The sequence below is a fragment of the Streptomyces sp. R818 genome (assembly GCF_056172735.1).
In genome coordinates this window covers 1,147,886-1,172,550 of record NZ_JAOCNE010000003.1, presented here as the reverse complement: position 1 = coordinate 1,172,550, position 24,665 = coordinate 1,147,886, and the positions used below count along the sequence as shown (strand labels likewise).

22 protein-coding genes and 2 pseudogenes are annotated in these 24,665 nt (G+C 70.5%); 19 read left to right on the top strand and 5 right to left on the bottom strand.

What is annotated here, in order from left to right:
* Window position 1 precedes the first annotated feature (1 nt).
* The gene (locus tag N5I75_RS10470) at window positions 2-685 is read right to left on the bottom strand and encodes an O-methyltransferase (RefSeq protein ID WP_476676429.1); all 684 of its coding nucleotides are present in this window, start codon (window positions 683-685) and stop codon (window positions 2-4) included.
* A 37-nt stretch (window positions 686-722) separates the two neighbouring features.
* Complete coding sequence (locus tag N5I75_RS10465; protein WP_476676428.1) at window positions 723-2,129, bottom strand: MFS transporter; 1,407 nt, start codon at window positions 2,127-2,129, stop codon at window positions 723-725.
* A 401-nt stretch (window positions 2,130-2,530) separates the two neighbouring features.
* Here N5I75_RS10465 and N5I75_RS10460 point away from each other — a divergent pair, with 401 nt between their 5' ends.
* The 3 genes from N5I75_RS10460 to N5I75_RS10450 are packed head-to-tail and all read left to right on the top strand — an operon-like array spanning window position 2,531 to window position 5,598.
* The gene (locus N5I75_RS10460; RefSeq protein ID WP_476676427.1) at window positions 2,531-4,555 is read left to right on the top strand and encodes a bifunctional glycosyltransferase 87/phosphatase PAP2 family protein; all 2,025 of its coding nucleotides are present in this window, start codon (window positions 2,531-2,533) and stop codon (window positions 4,553-4,555) included.
* Between the two features lie 31 nt (window positions 4,556-4,586).
* Window positions 4,587-5,432, top strand: a complete 846-nt coding sequence (locus N5I75_RS10455) for a helix-turn-helix domain-containing protein (RefSeq protein ID WP_476676426.1) — start codon at window positions 4,587-4,589, stop codon at window positions 5,430-5,432.
* Entirely contained in the window at window positions 5,401-5,598 is a 198-nt protein-coding gene (locus N5I75_RS10450) for a DUF397 domain-containing protein (protein ID WP_476676425.1), read from the top strand. The genes N5I75_RS10455 and N5I75_RS10450 overlap by 32 nt, the downstream gene beginning before the upstream one ends.
* On the opposite strand, the gene N5I75_RS10445 is transcribed toward N5I75_RS10450, so the two are convergent.
* From N5I75_RS10445 to N5I75_RS10435, 3 genes and pseudogenes are all read right to left on the bottom strand, one after another.
* Entirely contained in the window at window positions 5,585-6,796 is a 1,212-nt protein-coding gene (locus tag N5I75_RS10445) for a PucR-like N-terminal domain-containing protein (RefSeq protein ID WP_476676424.1), read from the bottom strand. The two genes, N5I75_RS10450 and N5I75_RS10445, sit on opposite strands and share 14 nt — an antisense overlap.
* 194 nt (window positions 6,797-6,990) lie before the next feature.
* Window positions 6,991-8,235: pseudogene (locus N5I75_RS10440) on the bottom strand (DUF6801 domain-containing protein); the annotation flags it as partial.
* Between the two features lie 461 nt (window positions 8,236-8,696).
* Window positions 8,697-9,299: a hypothetical protein gene (locus tag N5I75_RS10435; protein WP_476676423.1), complete on the bottom strand. Its 603-nt coding sequence runs from the start codon at window positions 9,297-9,299 to the stop codon at window positions 8,697-8,699.
* A gap of 453 nt (window positions 9,300-9,752) precedes the next feature.
* Between N5I75_RS10435 and N5I75_RS10430 the strand changes: the two genes are divergently transcribed.
* The 16 genes and pseudogenes from N5I75_RS10430 to N5I75_RS10355 form a co-directional block, all read left to right on the top strand.
* Window positions 9,753-10,688, top strand: a complete 936-nt coding sequence (locus N5I75_RS10430) for a hypothetical protein (RefSeq protein ID WP_476676422.1) — start codon at window positions 9,753-9,755, stop codon at window positions 10,686-10,688.
* 243 nt (window positions 10,689-10,931) lie between these two features.
* Window positions 10,932-11,180 carry a hypothetical protein gene (locus N5I75_RS10425; RefSeq protein ID WP_476676421.1) on the top strand — a complete coding sequence of 83 codons (249 nt, stop codon included), beginning with the start codon at window positions 10,932-10,934 and terminating at the stop codon, window positions 11,178-11,180.
* 400 nt (window positions 11,181-11,580) lie between these two features.
* The gene (locus N5I75_RS10420) at window positions 11,581-12,561 is read left to right on the top strand and encodes an ABC transporter ATP-binding protein (RefSeq protein ID WP_476676420.1); all 981 of its coding nucleotides are present in this window, start codon (window positions 11,581-11,583) and stop codon (window positions 12,559-12,561) included.
* A gap of 193 nt (window positions 12,562-12,754) precedes the next feature.
* Window positions 12,755-13,612 (top strand): MlaE family ABC transporter permease, encoded by an 858-nt coding sequence (locus tag N5I75_RS10415; RefSeq protein WP_476676419.1) that lies wholly within the window; start codon window positions 12,755-12,757, stop codon window positions 13,610-13,612.
* Window positions 13,613-13,620: 8 nt separating this feature from the next.
* Complete coding sequence (locus N5I75_RS10410; protein WP_476676418.1) at window positions 13,621-14,427, top strand: MlaE family ABC transporter permease; 807 nt, start codon at window positions 13,621-13,623, stop codon at window positions 14,425-14,427.
* 1 nt (window position 14,428) lies between these two features.
* Window positions 14,429-15,676: an MCE family protein gene (locus tag N5I75_RS10405; RefSeq protein WP_476676417.1), complete on the top strand. Its 1,248-nt coding sequence runs from the start codon at window positions 14,429-14,431 to the stop codon at window positions 15,674-15,676.
* The gene (locus tag N5I75_RS10400) at window positions 15,673-16,734 is read left to right on the top strand and encodes an MCE family protein (RefSeq protein WP_476676416.1); all 1,062 of its coding nucleotides are present in this window, start codon (window positions 15,673-15,675) and stop codon (window positions 16,732-16,734) included. Before N5I75_RS10405 ends, N5I75_RS10400 begins: the two co-directional genes overlap by 4 nt.
* Window positions 16,734-17,801, top strand: coding sequence for an MCE family protein (locus N5I75_RS10395; protein WP_476676415.1), 1,068 nt, complete (start codon window positions 16,734-16,736; stop codon window positions 17,799-17,801). Before N5I75_RS10400 ends, N5I75_RS10395 begins: the two co-directional genes overlap by 1 nt.
* Window positions 17,802-17,803: 2 nt before the next feature.
* Complete coding sequence (locus N5I75_RS10390) at window positions 17,804-18,814, top strand: MCE family protein (RefSeq protein ID WP_476676414.1); 1,011 nt, start codon at window positions 17,804-17,806, stop codon at window positions 18,812-18,814.
* The gene (locus tag N5I75_RS10385) at window positions 18,814-19,977 is read left to right on the top strand and encodes an MCE family protein (protein WP_476676413.1); all 1,164 of its coding nucleotides are present in this window, start codon (window positions 18,814-18,816) and stop codon (window positions 19,975-19,977) included. The genes N5I75_RS10390 and N5I75_RS10385 overlap by 1 nt, the downstream gene beginning before the upstream one ends.
* A complete protein-coding gene (locus tag N5I75_RS10380; protein ID WP_476676412.1) occupies window positions 19,974-21,212 on the top strand; it encodes an MCE family protein in 1,239 nt (412 codons plus the stop codon). Before N5I75_RS10385 ends, N5I75_RS10380 begins: the two co-directional genes overlap by 4 nt.
* A complete protein-coding gene (locus tag N5I75_RS10375) occupies window positions 21,212-21,715 on the top strand; it encodes a hypothetical protein (protein ID WP_476676411.1) in 504 nt (167 codons plus the stop codon). Before N5I75_RS10380 ends, N5I75_RS10375 begins: the two co-directional genes overlap by 1 nt.
* Window positions 21,705-22,406: a hypothetical protein gene (locus tag N5I75_RS10370; RefSeq protein WP_476676410.1), complete on the top strand. Its 702-nt coding sequence runs from the start codon at window positions 21,705-21,707 to the stop codon at window positions 22,404-22,406. Before N5I75_RS10375 ends, N5I75_RS10370 begins: the two co-directional genes overlap by 11 nt.
* A 43-nt stretch (window positions 22,407-22,449) precedes the next feature.
* Window positions 22,450-22,977, top strand: a complete 528-nt coding sequence (locus tag N5I75_RS10365; RefSeq protein ID WP_476676409.1) for a nuclear transport factor 2 family protein — start codon at window positions 22,450-22,452, stop codon at window positions 22,975-22,977.
* 17 nt (window positions 22,978-22,994) lie between these two features.
* Entirely contained in the window at window positions 22,995-23,729 is a 735-nt protein-coding gene (locus tag N5I75_RS10360) for a hypothetical protein (protein ID WP_476676408.1), read from the top strand.
* Between the two features lie 34 nt (window positions 23,730-23,763).
* Window positions 23,764-24,393: pseudogene (locus N5I75_RS10355) on the top strand (lysozyme family protein); the annotation flags it as partial.
* Window positions 24,394-24,665: the final 272 nt, after the last annotated feature.

Below are 24,665 nucleotides of genomic sequence, written 5' to 3'. Positions count from 1 at the left end.
CCTACGCCTGGACGTACGCCACCGCGAAGCCGTCGTACCCCTTGGCGCCCACCGTCTGGATCGCCGTCGCGTCGAGCTTCGGGTGGTCGGCCATGAGCCGGAGCGCGGCGCGGGTGCCCGTGACGTCCGGGCGGTCGTTGTCGGGCTCCGCGACGCGGCCCTCGCGCACCACGTTGTCGACGACGATGACGCTGCCGGGCCGCGTCATCCGCAGCGCCCACTCCAGGTAGTGCGGGTTGTTCACCTTGTCCGCGTCGATGAAGACGAGGTCGAAGACATGGCCTTCGTCGGCGAGGACCGGCAGCGAGTCGAGGGCCGCGCCGACGCGCACCTCGACGACCTTGTCCAGACTGGCGCGGGCGATGTTGGCGCGCGCCACCCCGGCGTGCTCGGCGCTGTACTCCAGGGTGATCAGCGACCCGTCGGCGGGCAGGGCGCGGCCCAGCCAGATGGTGCTGTAGCCGCCGAGCGTGCCGATCTCCAGGATGCGGCGGGCCCCTTGCAGGCGGGCGAGCAGGTGGAGCAGTTTCCCGTTGGTGGCGGAGACGGCGATGCTGGGCAGCCCCGCCTCCTCGCTGTCCGCGAGGGCACCGGCGAGGGCCTCGTCGGCGGGGGCGAGCAGATCACTGAGGTAGGCGTCGACGGCGGCGGGATCGGGCTGCGGGGCGCCGGGTTGAGTGGTCATGGCCGTCAGCCTAGGCGCGGTGGCCCCCCGCCAGCGATCAGACGGCCGGGGGCGAGCCCGGCAGCGGGCTGCCCGCCGACTCGCGCATGCGCCACGCCGCGATCCCGCCGATGACGGCCGCGCCCATCATGTAGTAGGCCGGGATCATCAGGTCGCCGGTGGCGGCGATGAGGGCGGCGGCGACGAGCGGGGTGGTGCCGCCGAAGAGGGACACCGAGAGGTTGAAGCCGACGGACAGCGAGCCGTAGCGGACCTTCGTCGGGAACAGCGCCGGGAGCGCCGAGGGCATCGACGACGTGAAGCCGACCAGGAGCAGACCGAGCGCGGCCAGGCCGAGGGCGATGGCCCAGGTGGAGCCCGCGCGGATCAGCAGCACGGCCGGGACGGAGAGGACGACGAAACCGGCGCAGGCGGCGCCGATCACGGCCCGGTGCCCGTAGCGGTCGTTGGCCCGGCCCATCGGGATCTGCACGCACATCATCAGGACCATGACGGCGATGAGGATGAGAGTGCCGTGCGTGGCGTCGTAGCCGAGCTCCTCGCTCAGGAAGGTCGGCATGTAGGAGAGGAGCATGTAGTCGGTGACGTTGAAGACGAGGACGAGGGCGATGCAGAGCGCCATCGCGTTGCCGTTGCCGACGAACATGTCCTTCAGCTTCGGCTTCGGCCGCGCCTTCTGCGCGCTCTCCGCCTCCTCCGTCAGCTTCTGGAACGCCGGGGTCTCCTCCAGCTTCATCCGCACGTAGAGCCCGACCAGGCCGATGGGCCCGGCGATGAGGAACGGGACGCGCCATCCCCAGCCGTACAGGTCGCCGTCGGAGAGCAGCGTCGTCAGCGCCGTCGCGAGGCCCGCGCCCGCCACGTAGCCGATGAGCGTGCCGAACTCCAGGAACGAGCCGAAGAAGCCGCGCCGCTTGTCCGGGGCGTACTCGGCGATGAAGGTGCACGCGCCGCCGTACTCGCCCCCGGTCGAGAAGCCCTGCAGCATGCGTGCCACGATCAGCAGGACCGGCGCCCACACGCCGATGGCGTTGTAGGACGGGATCAGGCCGATCGCGAAGGTGCCCGCCGCCATCATGATCATGGTGATGGCGAGGACGCGCTGGCGGCCGATGCGGTCGCCGAGCGGGCCGAAGAAGGCGCCGCCGATGGGGCGCACGAGGAAGGCGGCGGCGAACGTGCCGAGCGTGGACAGGACCTGCGCCGTGCTCGACGCCGTCGGGAAGAAGACGTGGCCGAGCGTCGCGGTCAGATAGCCGTAGACGCCGAAGTCGAACCACTCCATCGCGTTGCCGAGCGCCGCGGCCTTCACCGCGCGCTTGACCAGCGATGGATCGGTGACCGTGACGTCGGACGAGGTGGGCTTCCGGTTCCGGTCCCCGGCGTCCCGTACGGGGGCCGAGACCTTGCCGGTACTGACTGCGATGGACGTGGCGCTGGCCAAGGGTCCGCTCGCCTGCCTTTCGTGGGGGACAAGGGCAGAGGCCGATCCACGCGGGAACGGCCTCAAAACGACCATAGGTGCGTTTGCAAAGGTGACGTAAAGTGGCCAGTCGCCTGCGCTGCGTGGGTAAAGCTGCTTTAACCTGCGCAAACATCGGGCGCCTCGCGCGCCACCCGCGGACGATTTTGTGATCTTTGTCGCGGAACCGGCCACCGTCTTCCGGTCAAAACCGGGTGGACAGGGAGGTGAAGTGGGGGTTGCGTGCGTCTCACACGGGGGGCGGTGCGAACCTCTACAAGAAGGACCTGTGGACGGCCTGCGAAGGGCCTCGGACGGGCCTGCGAAGGATCTGTGGAAACGGGCTGGGAGAACGCGTGGCGAACGTGGAGCACGGAGGGCCGATGAGCGGACCGGCGGGCGGACCGGCGGGCGCGGCGACAGGGCGGATGAGCGCCGTGCGCGTCGGCTTGTGGCTGATCGCCGCCGTGCTCGCCGTACGCCAACTGGTGGCCGTGCTCAGCACACCGCGCGGCGAACGCCTCACCGACCTGGAGACGTGGATCGGCCCCGAGGGCGTCCTGCACGTCAAGGGCTCGCTCTACGACGCGCCCGACCGGTTCACCGGCACCCCGTTCGCCGGGCTCGTCCTCAAACCGCTCTCCCGCGCCGCCGAGCAAGCGCTCGGCTGGGGCTGGACGTTCGGCTCGCTCGCCCTCGTCGTCGCGCTCGGCCTGGTCGCCGCCCGCGCCCTGCCGCAGCCCGTCTCCCGCCGGACGTCCCTGTTCGCGGCGCCCGTGGCGATCAGCCTGCTCATGCTGTCCCTGCCCGTGCGCAACGCGTTCACGCTCGGCCAGACCAGCATCCTCCCGGTTCTCCTCGTCCTGCTCGGCTGCTTCGTCGTACGGGGGCAGACGGCTTCCGGCGTACTGGTCGGCGTCGCCGCCGCGTTGCAGCCGACCGTGCTGCTCTTCGCACCGCTGCTCTGGTTCACGGGTCGCAGACGTGCCGCCGTGGCCTCGGGCGTCACCTTCGTCGCCGCGACCGGCCTCGCCTGGGCCGCGATGCCGCACGACTCATGGACGTACTGGGTCCACCACCTGGCCGGCGCGGGCCTCGCCACCGACCCGGCGGCCAACGCCAACCAGTCCCTGCACGGAATGCTGCTCCGCTTCGGCCTCGAAGGGCCGGGGGAGAAGGCGCTGTTCCTCGTCCTCGGCGCGGGCGTCACGGTCCTCGGCCTGCGCCGCGCGGTCCGGTACGCGCGTGACGGACAGCTCCTGCTCGCGGTCGCCGTCACGGGCTGTGTGGCGGTGGCGGTGTCCCCCACCACCTGGCAGCACCAGCTCCTCTGGGTGCTCCTCGCGGTCGTCGGCCGCGTCGGCAAACGCGCCTCCGACCGCTACATGTGGCCGGTCCTCGTCATCCTCGCGCTGACCCTGCCGTCGAAGATGATGCTGCCGAACATGCCGTCCCTGGAGCCGCTCCGGGACAACGTGGTCCTGATCGCGGCGCTCGCGGCAGCCTGTCTGGTCCCCTTCCTCTCCCGCGAGTCCCCGCTCTACCAGGCGCCGATCCCGACGGACTACGCCGCACCGGTCCCGGCCCGCTGGAAGTGGGTGCCGCTGGTTCCGGTCTGGCGGCGCGTCCTCACCCGCCCGAACCTCATCCTCGAACTGCTCCTCATCCGCGTCGGCTACTCCGCGTACCAGCAGGTCAGGCTCGCCGCGACGGGCGGCACGATCTCCGGGGGCCGGGCCACCGCCGAGCACCACGGCGCGCAGATCCACTCGATCGAGAAGTTCCTGCACATCGACATCGAGCACTGGGTCAACCACGGCGTCGTCCACCACGCGACCTGGCTGAAGGACTTCTTCAACTTCTACTACACGTCGTTCCACTTCGTGGTCCCGCTCAGCCTGCTCGCCCTCATGTACGTGCGCCGCCCCGCCGAGTACCGCTGGGCCCGCTCCGCGCTCGGCTTCGCCACGCTGCTCGCCCTCATCGGCTTCTGGGCGTACCCGCTCGCGCCGCCGCGCCTGATGCCGGGCCTCGGCTTCATCGACACGGTCCACGGCGTCCAGGACTTCTCCAAGCCGAACTACGGCACGCTCACCCAGCTCACCAACCAGTACGCGGCGATGCCCTCGCTGCACTTCGGCTGGTCCCTGTGGTGCGGCATCGTCATCATCGTCCTGGCCCGCCGGAAGTGGGTGAAGGCGCTCGGTCTCATCCACCCCCTGTGCACGGTCTCCGCGATCGTCGGCACCGGCAACCACTGGATCCTCGACGCGGTCGGCGGCGCCGCCGTCGTCTCGCTCGGCTTCTTCCTGACGTACGCGCTTCAGGGGCCCCGCGCGCGTACAGCTGAAAAACCACCCGCACAGGTGGAATCCGGCGACGAGTCCGATGCGGCCGTAGTGAGTTGATTACGCTGTGCAGCCGACCCGAGGGGGCTGCATGGCCAACGCGAACGTCCTCGACCCGAGCGCCTCACCGCTCGACTACTACGGCTACGAGCTGCGCCGGCAACGGGAGGCCGTCGGCCTCAGCCAGGAGAAGCTCGGCGCGATCATCAACTACACGAGCTCCCAGGTGGGCCAGGTGGAGACGGGCCGCAGACTCCCCACCCGGGAGTTCAGTGAACGCGTCGACGCCGGGCTCTGCACCGACGGCTTCTTCTCGCGCCTCGTGGGGCTCGTCCTGCGCTCTCAGCTCCCCGCCTGGTTCCAGCAGGTGGCCGAGCTTGAGGCGCGGGCCGTCGAGATCTGCGCCTTCCACACACACCTGGTGCACGGGCTGCTCCAGACCCGGGCCTATGCGCGGGCCGTGCTCGGCGCGCTGCACCAGGAGAACCTGGACGACCGCACGGAGGTCCGGCTCGCCCGGCAGCGCATCCTGGAGAAGGAGGAGCCGCCGATGCTGTGGCTCGTCCTCGGGGAGGCGGTGCTCTATCAGGACATGGGGAGGGGTGAGCGGGGCGTGATGCGGGAGCAGTTGGAGCGGCTGCTGTCGTACGAGCTGAACCCGCGGGTGAATGTGCAGGTGCTGCCGTTTCCGGTGGGGCCGCATGCGGGAATGACCAGCGCCTACACCCTCTTCCGCTTCCCGTCCGACCCGGCGATCCTCTACACCGAGGGGTATGGACAGGGCCATCCGACGGCCAATCCGCCCACCGTCAGAGACTGTTCGCTCCGTTACGATCACCTGCAAGCCACTGCCCTGTCCGTGCGGGACTCGGCGGAGCTGATCCGGTACGTGATGGAGGAGCATTATGCCGAAGTCGACGAACGTCCAGTGGCGTAAGTCCAGTTACAGCAGCGATCAAGGCGGGGAGTGCGTCGAGATCGCCGAAACCCCCTGCGCCGCCGTCGCCGTGCGGGACTCCAAGGACCCGGCCGGGCCCAGCATCTCGTTCTCGCCGGACGCGTTCCACCGCTTCGTACGGGACGGGCTGCTCAGCCGGCCGTGATCTCGCCGTGCAGCTGCAGAGCCCGGAGCGCCGCTTCCATCGCGAAGCGGCGTTCCGGGGACTCCAGTTGGTCGCCGAAGTGGGCTTCGAGGTTGCGCAGCCGGTAGCGGACGGTCTGGGCGTGGACGCCGAGCGCGTCGCCGACGTGTTCCGCCGTACCGCGCGTCGTCAGCCAGGCGTGCAGGGTCTCCATGAGCCGGGCGCGGCGGGTTCCGGAGGACTTGTCGAGCGGGGCCAGTTCCCGGCGGGCGATCTCCGCGACGAGCGCGGGGTCGCTCAGTAACCAGAGCGTCACCAGATGGTCGGCGCAGTCCAGGGCTTGGGCGTCGGCAACGATGTCGTCGTCGACGAGCTGAAGCACCCGGCGGGCCCAGCGCAGCGAATCGGCGGCCTGCGAGGTCGGGACCGTCAGACCGATCGCGTACGACGTGCCGTAGGCGGCCGACTTCAGCATGGCCCGGCGTTCGTCGGTGAGCGGGCCGGGGATCAACAGGTGGGGCTGCGGGACGCCGAGGTCGGTGAGGACGTCGGGGGCGAGCCCGGCGCGGATGTGCTCGGGGCCCGGCGTGCGCAGGGCGATCAGGGTCACCTGGTCCGGGAGCGGCCAGCCGGCCTGCTCGCACAGTTCGCTGATGGTGGTGTGGTTCAGCGGGGTTCCGGCGAGCAGGAGGTGGAGTAAGCGTCTGCGCAGCACCTCGCCGGCCGCGCCCGTCCTCGACTGCACCTCCATGTACCCCTCGTGGGAGAGGGCTTCGAGTTCGCCGACGTAGGCGAAGAGGGCCTCGGCGAAGGTCAGGAGGAGGTTGGGGGAGAGGTCGAAGCGGCGGCCCAGGTCCTTGGCGCGGCGCAGCGCGACGCGCGCGCCGAGCCGGTAGGCGCCCTGGAGGGTGTTGAGGTCCCGGCCCTCGTACGCCTCGACCCGGCCGAACTTGCGGAGCAGTTCGTCGCGGATCGCGGTGGAGGCGGCGGGGTCGGCGACGCGGTCCACGAAGGCCTTCAGACTCTGCTCGACGCCCTGCCGGATCGTCGCCTCGTTCGGTCCGCTCAGGAGTGCGGCGTACTCCGGGAACGCGCGCGTGACCTCGACCCCGATCTCCTTGATCAGGCCGGGGAGTTCGGGACGCATGATGCGGGCGAACTCCCGGGGCAGCGGCCCCAGGGGGTCCTCGACATCCGCCGTGTGCGCGGGCAGGGGCATAGCCGCTTTCCTCGCTTGTCCGAGCGCCGGGTGGGGGCCGGGCGGGACCACGCAGGGTGTGCGGTTCCGCCCGCCAGGTGCGTACCAATGGGGCCTCTGAAGTTAGGCCAACTACTGTGGGTTGTACATCAGTTGCGCAGAGAATGATCCCTGGGTGGGGGATGTGGCTGAGAAGTGACGGGTGGGCAGGGCGGTCACGGGAGTTTGGTCGGGGGGAGGGTGGCCAGGACCGGCGGGCAGCCGAATCCGTACTCCGGAGAGCAGACCGGGGCCTGGTTCATGGCGATCTGGTTGCCGGGGCCGCTGATGGACGCGGTGAACAACGGGTTGAGGTTCTCGCCACCGGTCCCGCAGCCGGTGAACGCGGGGATGTCGACCTTGCCCTTGAGGAGGCCGCCGAAGAGGACGTTGGTGTAGGTGCCGGTGCCGTCGCGGTTGACGGAGCCGTTCAGGGTGATGCGGAAGGGCTTCTCGGTCCTGCAGTGGGAGCCGACGGGGAGAGGGACGCCGTTCACCTCGGCCGACCGGATACGGATGGTCTGGAAGAAGGTGACGACGGCGAAGACGCCCTCCCCGTAGTTGGTGCTGCCGGTGGAGATGGTGACGAGGCTGTTGTCGAAGGCGACCTTCGCGGACACCGGAGTGAAACCGAAGCTGAGGAAGGTCGAATCGGCGTCCGGCAGAGTCAGCTTTCCGATGGAGTCGTAGCGGTTCCAGAAGAAGGCGCCGGTGTCAGGATCTTCGACCCAGGCGTTGAAGATGGCGCCGCTGATGTTCATGAGCCCGGGTTTCTTGGACGGGTCGTTGATGATCATCGACCCGTCCTGCTTGCGCACCGTTGCCAGACCCATGGCATAGGCGCATCCTCCGAAGCCGGCGGCCGCCTCCCCACCCGGAGGGTACGGCGGTTTCGGGGCCTGGCTGATATCGCGCTCGCCGGTCGGCCTCGGCCCGCAGGTGACCTCGTCCGCCTTCGGCTCGTCCTCGGGGGTGACGGTGACGCCGCCGGACTCGTCACCGCCGTCGCCCGGCGCCGCCGACGAGGACGGTGAGCCGCCCGGCTCCGTCTCGTCCTCCCCCGGTACGGCTACGCGCGCCAGCAGCGGTTCGGTGTCCTTGCCCGGAGAGCAGACGAGGGTGACCGGCGCACCGGACGAGGGTGTCACCGTCAGGGCGAGATCACCGGCGAGCAGCTCGATGTCCCCCGGCGAGTCGACCGTGACGGAGGGGACGTCCCCGTTGTACGGCAGGACCACCTGCTCGCCCTCCGTGGGCATGGTGGCCCGCGCGCTGAGGCCGGACCACGTCGCGTCCGCCTTGTCCTCGTTCTGCCGGACCTCTACTCCGAGGCTCGCCTCGCTCGACAGCTCCGCGCCCGCGGGCAGGAGATCGGCGAGCCCGGCGCGTGGCAGCGCGGCCTCCACCTGGACGGGGGCCGGCCTGGATCGGCTGCCCCGTCACAGCCGGCCGGTGTCCGCGCCGCCGGCAGGTCTGGGTGCGCCACTCCGACGGGGGCGAGCCAGCTTCGTCGGCGCGGCGTGCGTCCGTGTCAGAACCGTGGCGTCCGGCGTCGGCTTCGGCGTCCGTGTCGCCCGAGGCCGTTGTGTCCGCGCCCGCCTTTCGCATGGTGGCGTGGGTCCGCGGCCATCGCGGGAGGCCAGAGCGCACTCGTACCGCGCCCCGACTAGGCGGTGTCGCTCGAGAACGGGCGGACCAGCCGGCGACCAGGCGGCGAGGCCGACGCCACCCGCACGAGCCGTCACGCGCCCGTCCGCTTTCCGATCGCTTCCTCCTCCCTGCCTCCTGTGTCGTGTCCATGCGTCCGGTCTGGCCGCCTGCCTGGAAACACGCGGGCGCCGCCGAGTGGGGACTCGGCGGCGGGCTGGGCGGTGCTACGCGATCACGGGGAGGTGATCGTCTGCTGCGCGGTCATGACGTAGTTGCCCACGAAGTCGGCGTGCGCGCCCGCGGTGAACAGGCCGAGGCAGCTGGCGCCGGCCTGCGCGGCGAGGGTGCCGCCGCCGGTGACGTGCAGGGTCTTCGTGGTGTTCTCGTACCAGCCGTTGGTCGTGCCCTTGAAGGTCGCGTTGCAGCCGACACCGGTGATGGTGGCACTGATGTTGCTGATGTTGCCGTCGATGTGGTTCGCCGTCGTGCCCGTGGCGTTGACGTAGAACGGCGTCGCGGTCGAGGCCGTGGTGGTGACCGTGAACGGGATACCGGCGACGGTGCAGGTGGCGAAGGTCAGCTTGGTGATGGAGCCGATCTGGGCCCCCGCCAGGCCGGACCCGGACTTCAGGGTGCCCTGCGCCTGCGAGGAGGCACAGGAGAGGGTGGCGGAGCCGACCTTCATCGTGGGCTTGGAGGCGTTGGCCGTGAACGCCCCGCCGGGCGTGACCGTGTACGTGGCCTGCGCGCCGGCCGAGGCCGAGGAGACCGAGAGGCCGAAGGCCGAGGCGAGCGCGGCAGCGGCGATGGCGGTGTTACGGGCGAATCTGCGCACAGTGGTTCCTCCGCGTAATCGTGGGGTGAATTGAAGGGGGAGCGTGACCGCTTCGCGGCGACGCGACCGTGTCGCAATTTCAGGCAACGCAACGCAACGCGAACGCAACGCGATGGATCAGCCCGCAGGCCGGATCTCGTCGCCCTCCTGACGGACGTTACGAGCTAGTAACCGGAGGCCGCAATAAGAAAGCCCCAGGTTCCTCGGAAGGAGCGAAACGCGCGGTTTTTCTTGTCTGTGCAGGGACAGGTTGCGTGACTTTCCTTGTCCGGGAGTGACGAATTTGCGGCTCGCCGCGAAAACTACTCACCTGCCGAGCAATCGGTGTCCTCGAATGCTCACTTCCTGCTAAACGCGCGAGTAGTGGAACAAGTGTCAGCAAGGGCATTGTGCGAAAGGTTTCCGGTGAGTAACGTCCGGGCTCGCATTCCCCTATCAGAAGGGAAAACCGGCATGGCCACCCTCAGACGCATGTCCGTCCTCGGCGCGACGGCCGCCCTGGCGACGATCGCCTCCATCGGTACGTCCAGCGCGGCCGGCACCCAGTTGAACGGGAACTGGGCGCCCTTCAACCGCTGCCCGGTCGACAACGCCGCCATGCTGGGCGCCGACGGCATCACCAACCAGGCGACGTGCATCTCCTCCAGCTCGTCCAGCGGCGTCATCAAGATCGGCAGCTCGGTCGTCCCGACGGGGAAGACCGACCTCCAGGTCGGCGTCGTCACGCACGACGACGGCACCAACACGGTGATCGCGCCGTCGGGCGGCGCGCTGGTGGCCGACCCCGCCAACCTGCCCGGGGGCCTGCTCGGGCTGATGTGTCCCAGCGACATCCCTGTGGTCAGCGCCGTCTGCGGGAAGATCACCGACAGCACGGTCAACAAGGTCGTCGCGACGGTCGAGTCCGTCGGCACGCCGTCCGACTTCCAGCTGCTCGCCGGGGTCTCCGAGGGGCAGCCGATCATCTCCATCCCGGTCCGCATCCACCTGCAGAACCCGCTGATCGGCAACAACTGCTACATCGGCACCAAGTCCGCGCCCGTCATCCTGCGCCCGGGGAACGCCGCGCTGCCCAGCGTCGGCGCGGAGAGCTCCGCCGCCAACGGCACGCCCGACGAGACGGGGCCGGTCGGCCGGCTCGCCCTGACCGGCGCCAACCAGCAGGACACCACCTTCGCCGCGCCGGGCGCGAGCGGCTGCGGTCCCCTCGGACTCGGCGCCTTCAACTGGGCCGTCAACCTCAAGTCCGCCCTCCCCGCGGCCTCAGGCACCAACAGCCTCACCCTGAACAGCGCCTCCACCTACCTGGCCACCCTGAACGACCCGACAGCCGCCGCGCCCAACCAGGGCAAGGTGTTCTCCGAGTACTGGCACTCGGCGGTCAAGTGAGGTGGCGAGTACTGCGCAGGGCGGCGACGGGCGGGCTCGCGCTCGTCGCCGCGCTGGGGGTGTGCCGGGCACATAGCGGGCTCGTTCGCGACCAGTGACTCGGACGGTCTCGCCGCCGGGACTCTCGTTCCGTCGTTCTCCACCTGCATCGTCGCCGGCATTCCCTTCAGCCTTACCGCGGGCTCGGCCCCCTGGAAGATCAACCTGCTGCGGCGCAGCGCCGCCGGCCCCTCCGTGATCGACGTGTCCATCAGCGGGATCGAGTTCAACTGGTCCGCTACCGGTTGCAACACGAAGTGGACCGGAACCCTGTACGGCCAGTACGACAACGCCACCGGTCGGCTGAGCACGGGGGTCAACGGGGTCCCGCCCAGCCAGCTCGTCGCCGGTCCTGGGGCGGTGTGCCTCGGGCTCTTCCGCCCGGGCGACACGCTCGACATCAGGGCCGCCTACACCCTTGCCCCCAAGCAGCTGATCACCCCGCCGTCCTGACCGCATTGTCGGCAAGTGATAAATGGACAAGCGAGCTCGGCGTCGAAATCTTGGCGAATTGCTCTTGCTAGTCGAGGTTACTCGGCCGTAACGTCGAAAAAAGTCCTCCACTCCTGGGTGGCGCCACCTGCTGGCCAGGAGTCGCATGAGAGACGAGCGGAATCCTCCTTTCCGGTCGGCATCTCCGCGCTGGGGCCCCGTTTCCTCGTCGTACCCCCGGCGGGGCGGGGCCCCGCCGCGAACCGGTTTTTACTCATCCATCGACAGGGGCGATTCAGTCTCTTGTCACCGGATGACAAGTTTTCAGAAAGGTTCGGGGCAACCGCTCCGAGATCTTGTCCGGCGCGTACAAAGCGAATTACCGTGCGCTGCCGAGCTCGCTCGCTGAAGGTGAGAGGCGATGGGAATCGAAGTGAAAGTCGAGGGACTCACCAAGTCCTTCGGCAAGCAGCAGATCTGGCAGGACGTCAGTCTCACCCTGCCCGCCGGCGAGGTGAGCGTCATGCTCGGCCCGTCCGGCACCGGCAAGACCGTCTTCCTGAAGTCGCTGATCGGTCTGCTGAAGCCCGAGCGGGGCCGCGTCCTGGTCGACGGCGTCGACATGGCGCGCAGCCCGGAGCGGGACATCATGGAGGCCCGGAAGCTGTTTGGGCTCATGTTCCAGGACGGCGCCCTCTTCGGGTCGATGAACCTCTTCGACAACATCGCCTTCCCGCTGCGCGAGCACACGCGCAAGAAGGAGTCGGAGATCCGCCGCATCGTCATGGAGCGGATCGAGGTCGTCGGACTCATCGGCGCCGAGGGGAAGCTGCCCGGCGAGATCAGTGGCGGTATGCGCAAGCGGGCCGGGCTCGCGCGGGCGCTTGTCCTCGACCCGCAGATCATCCTCTGCGACGAACCCGACTCCGGGCTCGATCCTGTGCGTACCGCCTTCATCTCGCAGCTCCTCATCGACCTCAACACGCAGATCGACGCGACGATGCTCATCGTCACGCACAATCTCGACATCGCGGCGACCGTGCCGGACAACATGGGGATGCTCTTCCGGCGGAACCTCGTGACCTTCGGGCCCCGGGAAGTTCTGCTGACCAGCCGGGAGCCGGTCGTGGCGCAGTTCCTCACCGCCAGCAAGGCGGGGCCCATCGGGATGTCGGAAGAGAAGGATGCGGCGACGCTTGCCGCTGAGGCTTCGCAGCCTGTTGTCGAGCCGCGGGCTCTTGTGCCGCAGCTTCAGCCCTCGCCGGGGCTTGGGGAGCGGGCCGCTGTCGCTCGGCGCCGGGCTCGTGTGCTCGGGATGCTGGATACGTTGCCGGAGTCGGCTCGGGCGGCGATCTTGGCCACGTACGGGGCCGACGCCATGGCCTCCGGCGGTGTCGTGTGATGGGCACCCCGCGCTGCCGTGCGGCCCTGGGGCTCCGCCCCGGACCCCGCTCCTCAATCTCCCCCAGACTTCGTCCGGGGGGACCCCCAGGGGCTGTCAATGACGGCCTCGTCGTCGAGTGCGGCGTCCGTCGTGGCTGGTCGCGCAGTTCCCCGCGCCCCTGGGGGGCGTTCCTCACCCGGCGAGTGAGCATATGAGCATCGACCAGCGGCCGACCACGCCGCCCCAGACGCCCGCGCCCGCCCCCCGCGACAAGGGCAAGCGGGCCGCTCCTCCTACCCCCAACCCCCTCCTCGGCCCCCTCCGTCAGACCGGCAAGCTCTTCGCTCTCGGGCTTGAGGTCGCTCGGGCCGTGTTCCGGCGGCCGTTTCAGTTTCGGGAGTTTGTTGAGCAGTTCTGGTTCATCGCCAGTGTGACGATCCTGCCTGCCGCGCTCGTGTCCATCCCGTTCGGCGCGGTCATCGCGCTCCAAGTGGGGTCGCTCACGCAGCAACTCGGCGCTCAGTCCTTCACCGGCGGTGCCAGCGTCCTCGCCGTCATCCAGCAGGCCAGCCCGCTCATCGTCGCGCTGCTCATCGCGGGCGCGGGCGGCTCCGCCATCTGTGCCGATCTCGGGTCGCGCAAGATCCGCGAGGAGCTGGACGCGATGGAGGTCATGGGCGTCTCGCCGGTCCAGCGCCTCGTCGTGCCGCGCGTGCTGGCCACCATGTCGGTCGCGCTGCTGCTGAACGGCATGGTGTCCGTCGTCGGCACCCTCGGCGGGTACTTCTTCAACGTCGTGCTGCAGCACGGCACCCCGGGTGCGTATCTCCAGAGCTTCTCCGCCCTCGCCCAGCTCCCCGATCTCTACATCAGCGAGCTGAAGGCCCTGATCTTCGGGTTCATCGCCGGGATCGTCGCCGCCTATCGCGGGCTCAATCCGCGCGGCGGTCCGAAGGGCGTCGGCGACGCCGTCAACCAGTCCGTCGTCATCACCTTCATCCTGCTCTTCTTCGTGAACATGGTGATGACCGGCATCTACCTCCAGATCGTTCCGCCGAAGGGAGGCTGAAACCCGTCATGACCTCCCCCCTCGTCTGGCTCGACCGCGGTGGCGACCAACTCCTCTTCTACATGCGGGCGTTGCTCTGGGTGCCGCGCACCCTCGTCCGGTACACCAAGGAAGTGCAACGCCTGCTCGCCGAGGTCGCCTTCGGCTCCGGCGGGCTCGGTGTCATCGGCGGCACCATCGGCGTGATGATCGCCATGACCGCCGCGACCGGTACGGTCGTCGGGCTTCAGGGGTACGCCGCCCTCGACCAGATCGGCACCGCCGCCTTCACCGGGTTCGTCTCCGCGTACTTCAACACCCGCGAGATCGCGCCGCTGGTCGCCGGGCTCGCCCTGTCCGCCACCGTCGGCGCCGGGTTCACCGCCCAGCTCGGCGCCATGCGGATCAACGAGGAGGTCGACGCTCTGGAAGGGATGGGCGTGCGGTCCATGCCCTACCTCGTCACCACGCGCATCATCGCCGGCGTCGTCGCCATCATCCCGCTCTACGCGATCGGGCTGCTCTCCTCCTACCTCGCCTCACGCCTGGTCACCGTCGTCTTCAACGGGCAGTCGGCAGGAACGTACGACCACTACTTCAATCTCTTCCTCTCGCCGACCGACGTGCTGCTCTCCGTGCTGAAAGTGCTCATCTTCAGCGTCATGGTGATCGTCGCGCATTGTTATTACGGGTATCGGGCCACCGGTGGACCGGCCGGGGTCGGCGTCGCCGTGGGGCGGTCCGTGCGGAACGCCATCGTGCTCATCTCCGTCACCGACTTCTTCCTCTCCCTGGCCCTGTGGGGCGCCACCACGACCGTGAAGGTGGCGGGGTGACATGGAGATACTCCGCCGCAGACTCGCGGGGCTCGTCTTTCTCGTCGTGCCCGCGCTGCTGATCTGGCTCGCTGTCGCCGTCTACAACAAGGACTTCGTCGACTCCGACGATGTCGTGGTCGAGACCGGCAACGTCGGCAACGAGATGCACCTCGGCGCCGAGGTCAAGTTGCGCGGCGTCGTCGTGGGTGAAGTCCGCTCCATCGACGCCACGCCCACCGGAGCCCGGCTCACCCTCGCCCTCAAGCCCGGCGCCCTCGACAGCGTCCCGGACGACGTCCGCGCGCAGATGCTGCCGACCACCCTCTTCGGCGAGCGGTACGTCGCCCTCGTACCGCCGAGTCGGCCCAGTACGCGGATGCTCGCCGCCGGGGCGACCATCCCGCAGGACCGGTCCGCCAACGCCGTCGAGCTCCAGCAGGTCCTCGACGACGTGCTGCCGATGCTGACCGCCGTCCAGCCGCAGAAGCTGTCGTCCACGCTGTCCGCCGTCTCGCAGGCGCTCGAAGGGCGCGGCAACGAGCTGGGGACCACGCTCACCACGCTCGACGCCCACCTGCGCAAGTTCAATCCGCAGCTGCCCGCCCTGAACGAGGACCTGAAGCAGCTCGTCAAGGTCTCGCACGTCTACGCGGACGCCGCGCCCGGCATCCTCGACGCGCTCACCGACCTCACCACCACCAGCGCCACGATCGCCGAGAAGGAGGGCGACCTGGCCGGCGCCTACGGGTCCACCACCCGCGCCGCCGAGGACCTCGACGCCTTCCTGCGCGCCAACCAGGACAACATCATCCGGCTCTCCGCCACCTCACGGCCCACCCTCCAACTGCTCGCCAAGTACTCGTCGTCCTTCCCGTGCACCTTGCGCGCGCTCACCGAGTTCGCGCCCCGCATGGACAAGGTCCTCGGCAAGGGCACCGACCAGCCCGGTCTGCACGTGCACGTCACCACCGTGCCGTCGAAGGGCGCCTACTCCGCCGGACGCGACACCCCGTCGTACGGGTCCGGCGGCGCGCCGCACTGCTACTCGGTGCCGTACCTGGGCACGGCGAGCGGCACGGCGGCCAAGTCCGCCGCCACCCCCGCCTCCGCCGCGCAGGACCTCGGCCCGGCCAACTCGCCGCAGGAGAACGACCTGGTGAACGAGCTGATCGCGCCCTCCGCCAAGGCGGCGCCCGACGACCTGCCCGACTGGTCGAGCACGCTCGTCGGGCCGCTGTACCGGGGGACGGAGGTGAAGCTCAAGTGACCGCCGCACCGCAGGAGTTCGGGCACGTCAAGCGGCGTTCCCTCGCCGGACCGCTCGTCAAGTCGCTCATCTTCGTCGTCGTCACCGCGCTGACCACCACCGTGCTCGGACTCAGCATCGCCAACACGGGGGTCGGGACCGATACGCGGTCGTACAAGGCCCTGTTCAGTGACGTCACGGGGCTCATCGACGGGGACGGCGTACGGATCGCCGGGGTCAAGGTCGGCGAGGTGACCGACGTGCGCGTCGTCGACCGGCGCACCGCCCAGGTCACCTTCACCGTCGCCGACGACCGGCACCTGCCGAGCACGACGACCGCCTCCGTGAAGTACCTCAACATGGTCGGCCAGCGGTACGTGTCCCTGGAGCGCGGCACCGGGAACGGCACGGGCGACCTCCAGTCGGGGGAGACCATCCCGCTCGACCGGACCACGCCCGCGCTCGACCTCACCCTCCTCTTCAACGGCTTCAAGCCGCTGTTCGAGGGCCTGTCGCCGCACGACGTCAATGATCTCGCCACGTCCATCGTCAAGGTCCTCCAGGGCGAGGGCGGCACCGTCGACAGCCTCATCCAGCACGTCGGTTCGCTGTCGTCGACCGTCGCCGCCAAGGACCAGGTGATCGGCGAGGTCGTCGGGAACCTGACCGACGTCCTGACCACCATCAACGACCGCGAGGCGCAGTTCGACGACCTCGTCACCACCCTCAAGGAGCTCGTCTCCGGGTTCGACGAGGACCGCAAGCCGCTCGGCGACGCCGTCGAGGCGATGGGGGACCTCACCACCGTCACCGCCGGGTTCCTCCAGGACGCCCGCAAGCCGCTGAAGGACGACATCCACCAGCTCGGGCGGCTGTCGAACTCCCTCGGCGACGGCATCCCGCAGATCGAGAACTTCCTCGACAAGACCCCCGCCAAGCTGACCGCCCTGTCCCGGCTCTCGTCGTACGGCTCCTGGTTCAACCTCTACCTGTGCGAGGCGAAGGTCGGCGGTCTGAAGATGTCCGACGGGTCGAAGCCGCCGACCGGCATCGCCGTCACCGAAGCGAGGTGCCAGTGATGTCGCCGACGAAGGCCATGAGAAGGCCCCGGCTCAAGCCGGTCAAGGAGCGCAACCCCGTCGCCGTCGCCGTCGCCGGACTCGTGGTGCTCGCGCTGCTCGGGCTCGCCGCCGTCAACGCGACCAGCCTGCCCGTCATCGGCGGCGGCACCGGCTACACCGCCGACTTCACCGAGGCCGCCGGGCTCGACGACGGCGACGAGGTGCGGATCGCCGGCGTCAAGGTCGGCGAGGTCACCGGAGTCGGCCTCGACGGGAACAAGGTCAAGGTGTCCTTCGAGATCCAGGACGACTCCACCTGGATCGGCGACCGCACCACCGCCGCCATCGCCATCAAGACGCTGCTCGGCGAGAAGTACGTCGCCCTCGATCCGGTGGGCGGCGAGCGGCAGGACCCGGGCGCCCGCATCCCGGTGTCCCGCACCACCTCCCCGTACGACGTGACCGAGGCGTTCGAGGATCTCAGCGGCACCATCGACCAGATCGACACCAAGCAGCTCGCCACGAGCTTCGAGACGATCTCCGAGACGTTCAAGGACTCGCCGCCGGACGTGCGGGCGGCGGTCAAGGGGCTCTCCGCGCTGTCGAAGACCGTGTCCTCGCGCGACACGGAGCTGGCCCAGCTCCTCGCGGGCAGCAAGAAGCTGACCAGGACGCTCCAGACGAAGCAGTCCAGCTTCGAGACGCTCATCGACGACGGCGGCTCGCTCCTCGGCGAGCTGAAGCAGCGGCGCGCCGCCATCAAGGCGCTGCTCAGCGGCAGCCAGGCGCTCGGCCGTGAGCTGGGCGGGCTCGTCGCCGACAACGAGAAGCAGCTGAAGCCGACGCTCCAGGCGCTCGGCCGGGTCACCACCGTCCTGGAGAAGAACCAGGGCAAGCTCGACAGGACCCTCGCGCTGGTCGGCCCCTACTACCGGCTCGTCGGCAACTCCCTGGGCAACGGCCGCTGGTTCGACAGCTACCTCTGCGGCGTCGTGCCCCGGAACTACCTGCCCGCGTCCTCGCTGCCCAAGACCTCCTGCATGCCGCCGAAGAACGGGGCGTACGACGTGAAGGCCGGTGGTTGACCATGAGCGCACTGACCGTACGGAGGAAAGTGTTCGTCGGCGGGGTCGCGCTCGCCCTGCTGATCGCCGCCGGGGTCTTCGGGGTCCGCGCCGCGGGCTCCGAGGGCATGCGCGTCACCGCGTACTTCGACCGGGCCGTCGGCATCTACGAGGGCTCCGACCTGCGCGTTCTCGGCGTGCGGGTCGGCCAGGTCGAGTCGGTGCAACCCGAGGGGACGCGCGTGAAGGTCACCCTCGGCATCGACGACGGGGTGAAGGTGCCGGCCGACGCACGCGCCGTGGCCGTCGCCCCGAGCGTCGTCGCCGACCGGTACGTGCAGCTCACGCCCGCCTACACCGCCGGGCCCGAGCTGAAGGACGGGGCCGAGCTCGAGGCGTCCCGCAACCGCACCCCCGTCGAGATCGACCAGCTCTACGACAGCGTCACCGAGCTGAGCAAGGCGCTCGGACCCGGCGGCGCCAACGCCGAGGGCGCGCTGTCCGGGCTGCTCGACACCGGCGCCGAGAACCTCAAGGGCAACGGAACCGCGCTGGGCGACAGCATCGAGCAGTTCGGCAAGGCCGCCAAGACGCTCAACGGCAGCAGCGACGACCTGTTCACCACCCTCTCCCAGCTCCAGACCTTCACCACGATGCTCAAGGAGAAGGACGGCGGCGTGCGCACCGCGCAGGAGAACCTCTCCGACGTCACCAGCTTCTTCGCCGACAACAAGGACGACCTCGCGGGCGCGCTCAAGCAACTCGGCGCCGCCCTCGGACAGGTCAAGACGTTCATCGCCGACAACCGCGGCGAACTCAAGGCGAACGTCGAACGGCTCGTGCCGCTCACCCAGACCCTCGTCGACCAACGGGCCTCGCTGGCCGAGGCGCTGGACACCGCGCCGCTCGCCGCGAACAACCTCATCAACGCCTACGACCCGAAGACCCGCATGCTGATGGGCCGCGCCAACCTCAACGAGATCAGCATGGGCGGCCCGCTCCTGCCGCTGCCCGCGGTCGGCGGTGAGCGGTGATGCGCGCCGGAATCCGCGTCGGCGCGGCAGCCGCGGCGGCCGTCACCGTCACCACGGCCTTCCTGTGGACCATCGGCGCCATCACCGTGCCGACCCCGTCGTTCGGCGGCGTCGAGGACCTGCCGCTGCCCGGCGGCGCCGACCTCGGCGCCCACCCGTACACGATCACCGCCGACATGAAGGACGTGCTCAGCCTCGTCCCGCAGTCCGCGGTGAAGGTCAACGACGTCGCGGTCGGGCGTGTCACCGACATCCAGCTCGCCGGCGGTTCCGCGTGGACCGCCCGCGTGACCATGAAGGTCAACGGCGACGTACGGCTGCCCGCCGGGACCAGCGCCCGGCTCGAACAGTCCAGCCTCCTCGGCGAGAAGTACGTCCAGCTCGTCGCGCCGAAGGACGGCACCGGCACGCTGGCCGCCGGGGACCGCATCCCGGTCTCGCGCACCGGCCGCAACTCCGAGGTCGAAGAGGTCTTCGGCGCCCTCTCCCTGCTCCTCAACGGCGGCGGCGTCAACCAGCTCAAGACCATCACCACCGAACTCAACTCCGCCCTCGGCGGACGCGAGAGCCAGGTCCGCTCCACCCTGCGCCGCGTCAACACCCTCGTCACCGACCTCGACGACCACCGCGGCGACATCACCGCCGCACTCGACGGCGTCAACCGCCTGTCGGCCACGCTCGCGCACCGCAAGGAGGACGTCGGGACCGTGCTCACCGACCTCTCGCCCGGCCTCAAGACGCTGGAGAAGCAGCGCGGCTCGCTCATGACGATGCTGCGCTCGCTCGACCGGCTCAAGGGCGTCGCCGTCGAGACCATCGACACCGGGCAGGCCGACATGGTCGCCGACCTCAAGGCCATCGCCCCGACCGTCAAGGCGCTCGCCGACTCCGGCAAGGACCTGCCCGACTCGCTCCAGACGCTGCTCACCTACCCGTTCACCGACGAGGTGCTGCGCGGCGTCAAGGGCGACTACCTCAACACCTACCTCGACCTCACGGCCGAGAAGGGGACGACGCTGATCCCGCCGCTGACCGAAGCGACCGGGACGCCCTCGCCGACGCCGACGCCGACCCCGGAGGAGGGCCAGGAGGGTGGCGGAGAGCAGACCTTGAAGAAGTCCTCCTCGCCGCTGCCCCTGCCGTCGAGCGGGGGTGCGCGGTGATCACGCTCGCCGTCCGGCTCAAGAACCTCGCGTTCCTCGTCATCGCCGTCGTCGTCCTCGCCTTCCTCGGTATCCGGTACGCGGACCTCGGGCGGTTCGTGGGCGCGGCGGACTACTACACCGTGAAGGTGCAACTCCCGCGTACGGGCGGCTTGTTCACGCACTCGGATGTCACGTATCGCGGGGTCTCCGTCGGCCGCGTGGGAGACATCGACCTCACCCCGGACGGGGTCGAGGCGTCCCTGCGCATCAAGAACTCCGCGCCGCGCATCCCCGACGACGCCAAGGCCGTCGTCGCCAGCCTGTCGGCCGTCGGCGAGCAGTACATCGACCTGCGGCCCGACCGCGACGAAGGGCCCTACCTCGACGACGGCGCCCACATCGATGTGACCGCGGCGAGCGTGCCGCGGCCCGTCACGGACGTCCTCGCGAGCGTCGACGACCTCACCACCTCCGTGCCGCTCGACTCGCTGCGCACGGTGGTCGACGAGTTCGGCAAGGCCTTCGAGGGGCGCGGTGAGGACCTCCAGATCCTCATGGACAACGGCACCCAGTTCGTCCAGGCCGCCGACCGGGCCCTGCCCGAGACCACCCGGCTCATCAACGACGGGCAGATCGTCCTGCGCACCCAGGCCGAGGAGAGCGCGGCCATCAAGGACTTCGCGTCCGGCGCCAAGGACCTCGCGGCGACGCTCAAGTCCTCCGACACCGACCTGCGCCGCCTCATCATGGCCGCGCCCGACGCCGCCACCCAGCTCAGCGGCGTCCTGCGCGACATGAACCCCGAACTCGGCGTCGTCCTCGCCAACCTCCTCACCACCTCCGAGGTCGCCGTCACCCGGCAGCGCGGCACCGAGGAACTCCTCGTCAAACTGCCGCAGGCCGTCGCCGCGGGCGCCACGGCCATCGACGGAAAGAAGATCAACCTCGGCATGGCCGTCACCTTCTTCAAGCCCCTGCCCTGCACGGCCGGTTACTCCGGTACGCGCTACCGCCTCGGTACGGATCTGAGCCCGGCGCCCGCCCTCAACACGGGCGCCCGCTGTACGGCGCCCGCGTCGAGCGGCGTCAACGTACGGGGCTCCGCGCACGCGCCCGGCAGCCACGCGGTGCCGCAACCGGCCCGGCCCGGGGCGCTGTCGCTGCCGTCGGTGGCGGAGTCGGGGGCGGCGTCGTCCTCGGCCGGCATGGGCGACCTCCTGGGTCTCGGGTCCTCCTCCGGGAGCGGCTCGTGATGCGGCGGGCCCTCGCGGGGGTGGGGCTCGCCGCGGCGCTCGCCGTCGGCGGGGCGGGCGCCTGGACCTACGCGCAGGCGCGCGGCGACGACGACCTGGCGTACGGGCGGGCGCGGGACGCCGCGCTCGCCGACGGGCGCGCGGCCGTCGCGACGCTGACCACCCTGGACGCGTCGACGGCGGCCCGCGCCAAGGCCGGCGTCGCCACCTGGAAGTCGGTCACGTCCGGCCCCCTGCGCGCCGAGCTCGGCCGGGAGTCCCCGGCCGTCGGGGCGTCGACGCGCGGCGTCGTCACGGACGCGGCGCTCACCGCGCTCGACGACCGCGCGGGCACCGCCAAGCTCATCGCGACGGTCCGCGTCGAGACGACCCCGGAGAACGCCGAGTCCCCGACGACCGACCGCAAGCGCCTGGAGGCCACCCTGACGAGATCCTCCGGGGACACCTGGACAGTGAAGGCGCTCAGCGCCGTACCGGTGGCGGAGGTGTCCGGTGACCAGTGAGGCGGAGACCACGACCGACCCGGCGCGCGAAGCGCCCGAGGGCGCGGCGCCGGGCACGGCCCCGGACGTGGACACGGTTCCGGACACGGCCCCGGCCCAGGACACGGACGCGGCGCAGGACACGGACGCGGCGCAGGACACGGACGCGGATGCGGATGTCGGCGAGGGTGCGGGCCCGTCCCGGTCCTGGCGGCAGCGGCGGGTCGCCCTCGGTGTCGCCGCCGGTGCCGTCCTCGTGGCCCTCGCCGGGGGCGCGCTGTTCCACCAGGGCCATGAACTCCGGGACACGGCCGCCGCGCGGAACTCCGCTCTGACGGACGTCGAGGCCACCACCCGGGTCAACGGGGACGTGAGCAGTGCTCTCGCCAAGGTGTTCTCGTACTCCGCGGACTCCACCGACGCCACCGAGCGGTCGGCCCGCACCGTGCTGTCCGGGCAGGCCGCACGCCAGTACGCCGCACTCTTCAAGCAGGTCCGGGCCAACGCGCGCGGGCAGCACGTCTCCCTCACCACCCGGACCGTGCGGGTCGGCACCGTCAGCCTCCAGGGCGACACCGCGCACCTGCTCGTCTTCCTCGACCAGACCGCCCGGCGCGGCAGCGCGAAGCCGGCCACGTCCGCCGCGCAGCTGTCCGTCACCGCCCGGCTCCACGACGACGTCTGGCGGATCACCGACCTCAAGGCCCGATGAAGCACCCCCGAACCACCCTCCGCACCGAACGAAAGGGGCGTCCATGCACCGGCTCACCCAGCCGCTGACCGTCGCCGCGCTGGCCCTCGCCCTCCTCGCGGCCGGCATCGCCGCGTGGGCCGGCTGGTCCTGGTACGGGGCCGCCCACGACGACACCGCGAGGTACGCCGCCGCCCGCGACGACGCCCTGGAGGCCGGTGAGCAGGCCGTCCAGAACCTCAACACCCTCGACCACGGCAAGCTGGAGCCGGGGCTCGACCTCTGGGAGACCTCCACCACCGGTGACCTGCACAGCCAACTGGTCAAGGGCCGGGCCGCGTTCACCAAGCAGGTACGGAGCGCCAAGACCGTCAGCACCGCGAAGGTGCTGTCCGGCGCCGTCACCGAGCTCGACGAACGCGCGGGCCGCGCCCGCGTCATGGTCGCGCTCCGCGTCACCGTACGGGCCTCGGGCCAGAAGGCCACCGACAAGGATAGCCGCATGCTCGGCGAACTCACGCGCACCGACGGCCACTGGAAGCTCAGCGCCCTCGGCCAGGCCCCGGTCGGCTCCACCGCGACCACCGACTGACCGGAAAGGACCGAGGGATGTCGACGACGACCCGCCACCACCTCAACCGCCAGCGCCGGCTCGCGGCGAGACCCGCCTCAACTCCGATCGCGAACAGCCCTGTTGAGCAGGAGCCGCCCGAGCCGAGGACCCGGGTCCGGCCCCGGCCCGTTCCGGCCGCCGAACCGGACGCACCCGAGGACCGGACCGCCGAGCCGGACGTACCCGGGGACCGGGCTCCCGCCGACCGCCCCCGCCGGGTTCTCCCCGCCGTCCTCTGTCTCCTCACCCTCCTCCTCGGTGCCTTCGCCGGCTGGGCCCACGCCGAGGCGCGGAGCCTGCGCGACTCCGCCGCGACGAGCAACACCGCGCTCACCGACGCCGCCCGCACCAGCGAGGTCAAGGGCCAGGCCGCCAAAGCGGTGAGCGCCCTCTTCTCCTACGACCACGCCAACCCCCGGGCCGAGCGGAAGGCCGCCGCCACCTACCTCACCGGCAAGGCCGTCGCCCAGCACCGGACGCTCCTCGCCCCCGTACTCGCCCAAGCGGCGAAACAGAAGACGGTCGTCACCACCACCGTCACCGACAGCGCCGTCGAGCGCATCGACGGCGACCGCGCCCGCGTCCTGGTCTTCGCCGACCAGAGCAGCACCAGCACCGCCGCGAAGGCGGAGGACGCCGCCAACTACGCGGGCGCGATGCTCGCCGTCGACCTCGTCCGCCGGGACGGCCGCTGGCTCGTCTCCGCGATCGACACCTTCGGCGGCGGCTGACCGCCGGCGGACCCGAACGGACAGAAAGGGCCCCATGCGAACCCCGCGTCTGCGAACCCCGCGCCAACGAATGCGCCGCCGCCTGCGCGGCACCGCCGTGGCCGTCGCCGCGACCGCGCTCCTCACCGCCTCCCAGGCCCCCGACCTCGTACGGGAGTTACAGGGGGAGAAGGCGGGGACGACCGCCCTCGACGGGGAGCCGGTCGGCAGCGCCGCCGCCGGGACACTGCCGACCGTCCCGTCCCAGGGCGACGGCTCCTACCACACCGAACTGCCGCCCCTGGAGAGCCCGCCGGTGCCGAACATGGCCTACCCGGTGCAGCAGTTGCGCGCCCAGTCCGGCATCCCCGCCACCGTCCTCGCCGCCTACCGCCGCGCCGAGTCCGCCGTCGCCCGCACCGATCCCGGCTGCCGCCTGCCGTGGCAGCTGCTCGCGGCGATCGGCAAGGTCGAGTCCGGGCAGGCGCGCGGCGGCGACGTCGACGCGCACGGCACCACCCGCCACCGCATCACCGGGCCCGCCCTGAACGGCGACGGCTTCGCCCTCATCCGCGACACCGAGAACGGCGCCTGGGACGGCGACGCCGTCTACGACCGGGCCGTCGGGCCGATGCAGTTCCTGCCCGGCACCTGGCGCCGCTGGGGCGCCGACGGCAACGGCGACGGCCGCTCCGACCCCAACAACATCTTCGACGCCGCTCTCGGAGCGGGGCGCTACCTGTGCGCGGGCGACCGCGACCTCGGTACCGCGGCCGGTCTGGAGCGGGCCGTCCTCAGCTACAACTACTCCCGGGACTACCTCAAGCTCGTCCTGTACTGGCTGGAGTTCTACCGCGACGGCGTGCACTCCGTGCCCGACGGGCGGGGCGTCGTGCCGGACACCCCGGGCGCCGGGTCCAGGACCCCGGCCACCGAGCCCGTGGGGCACGAGGACGA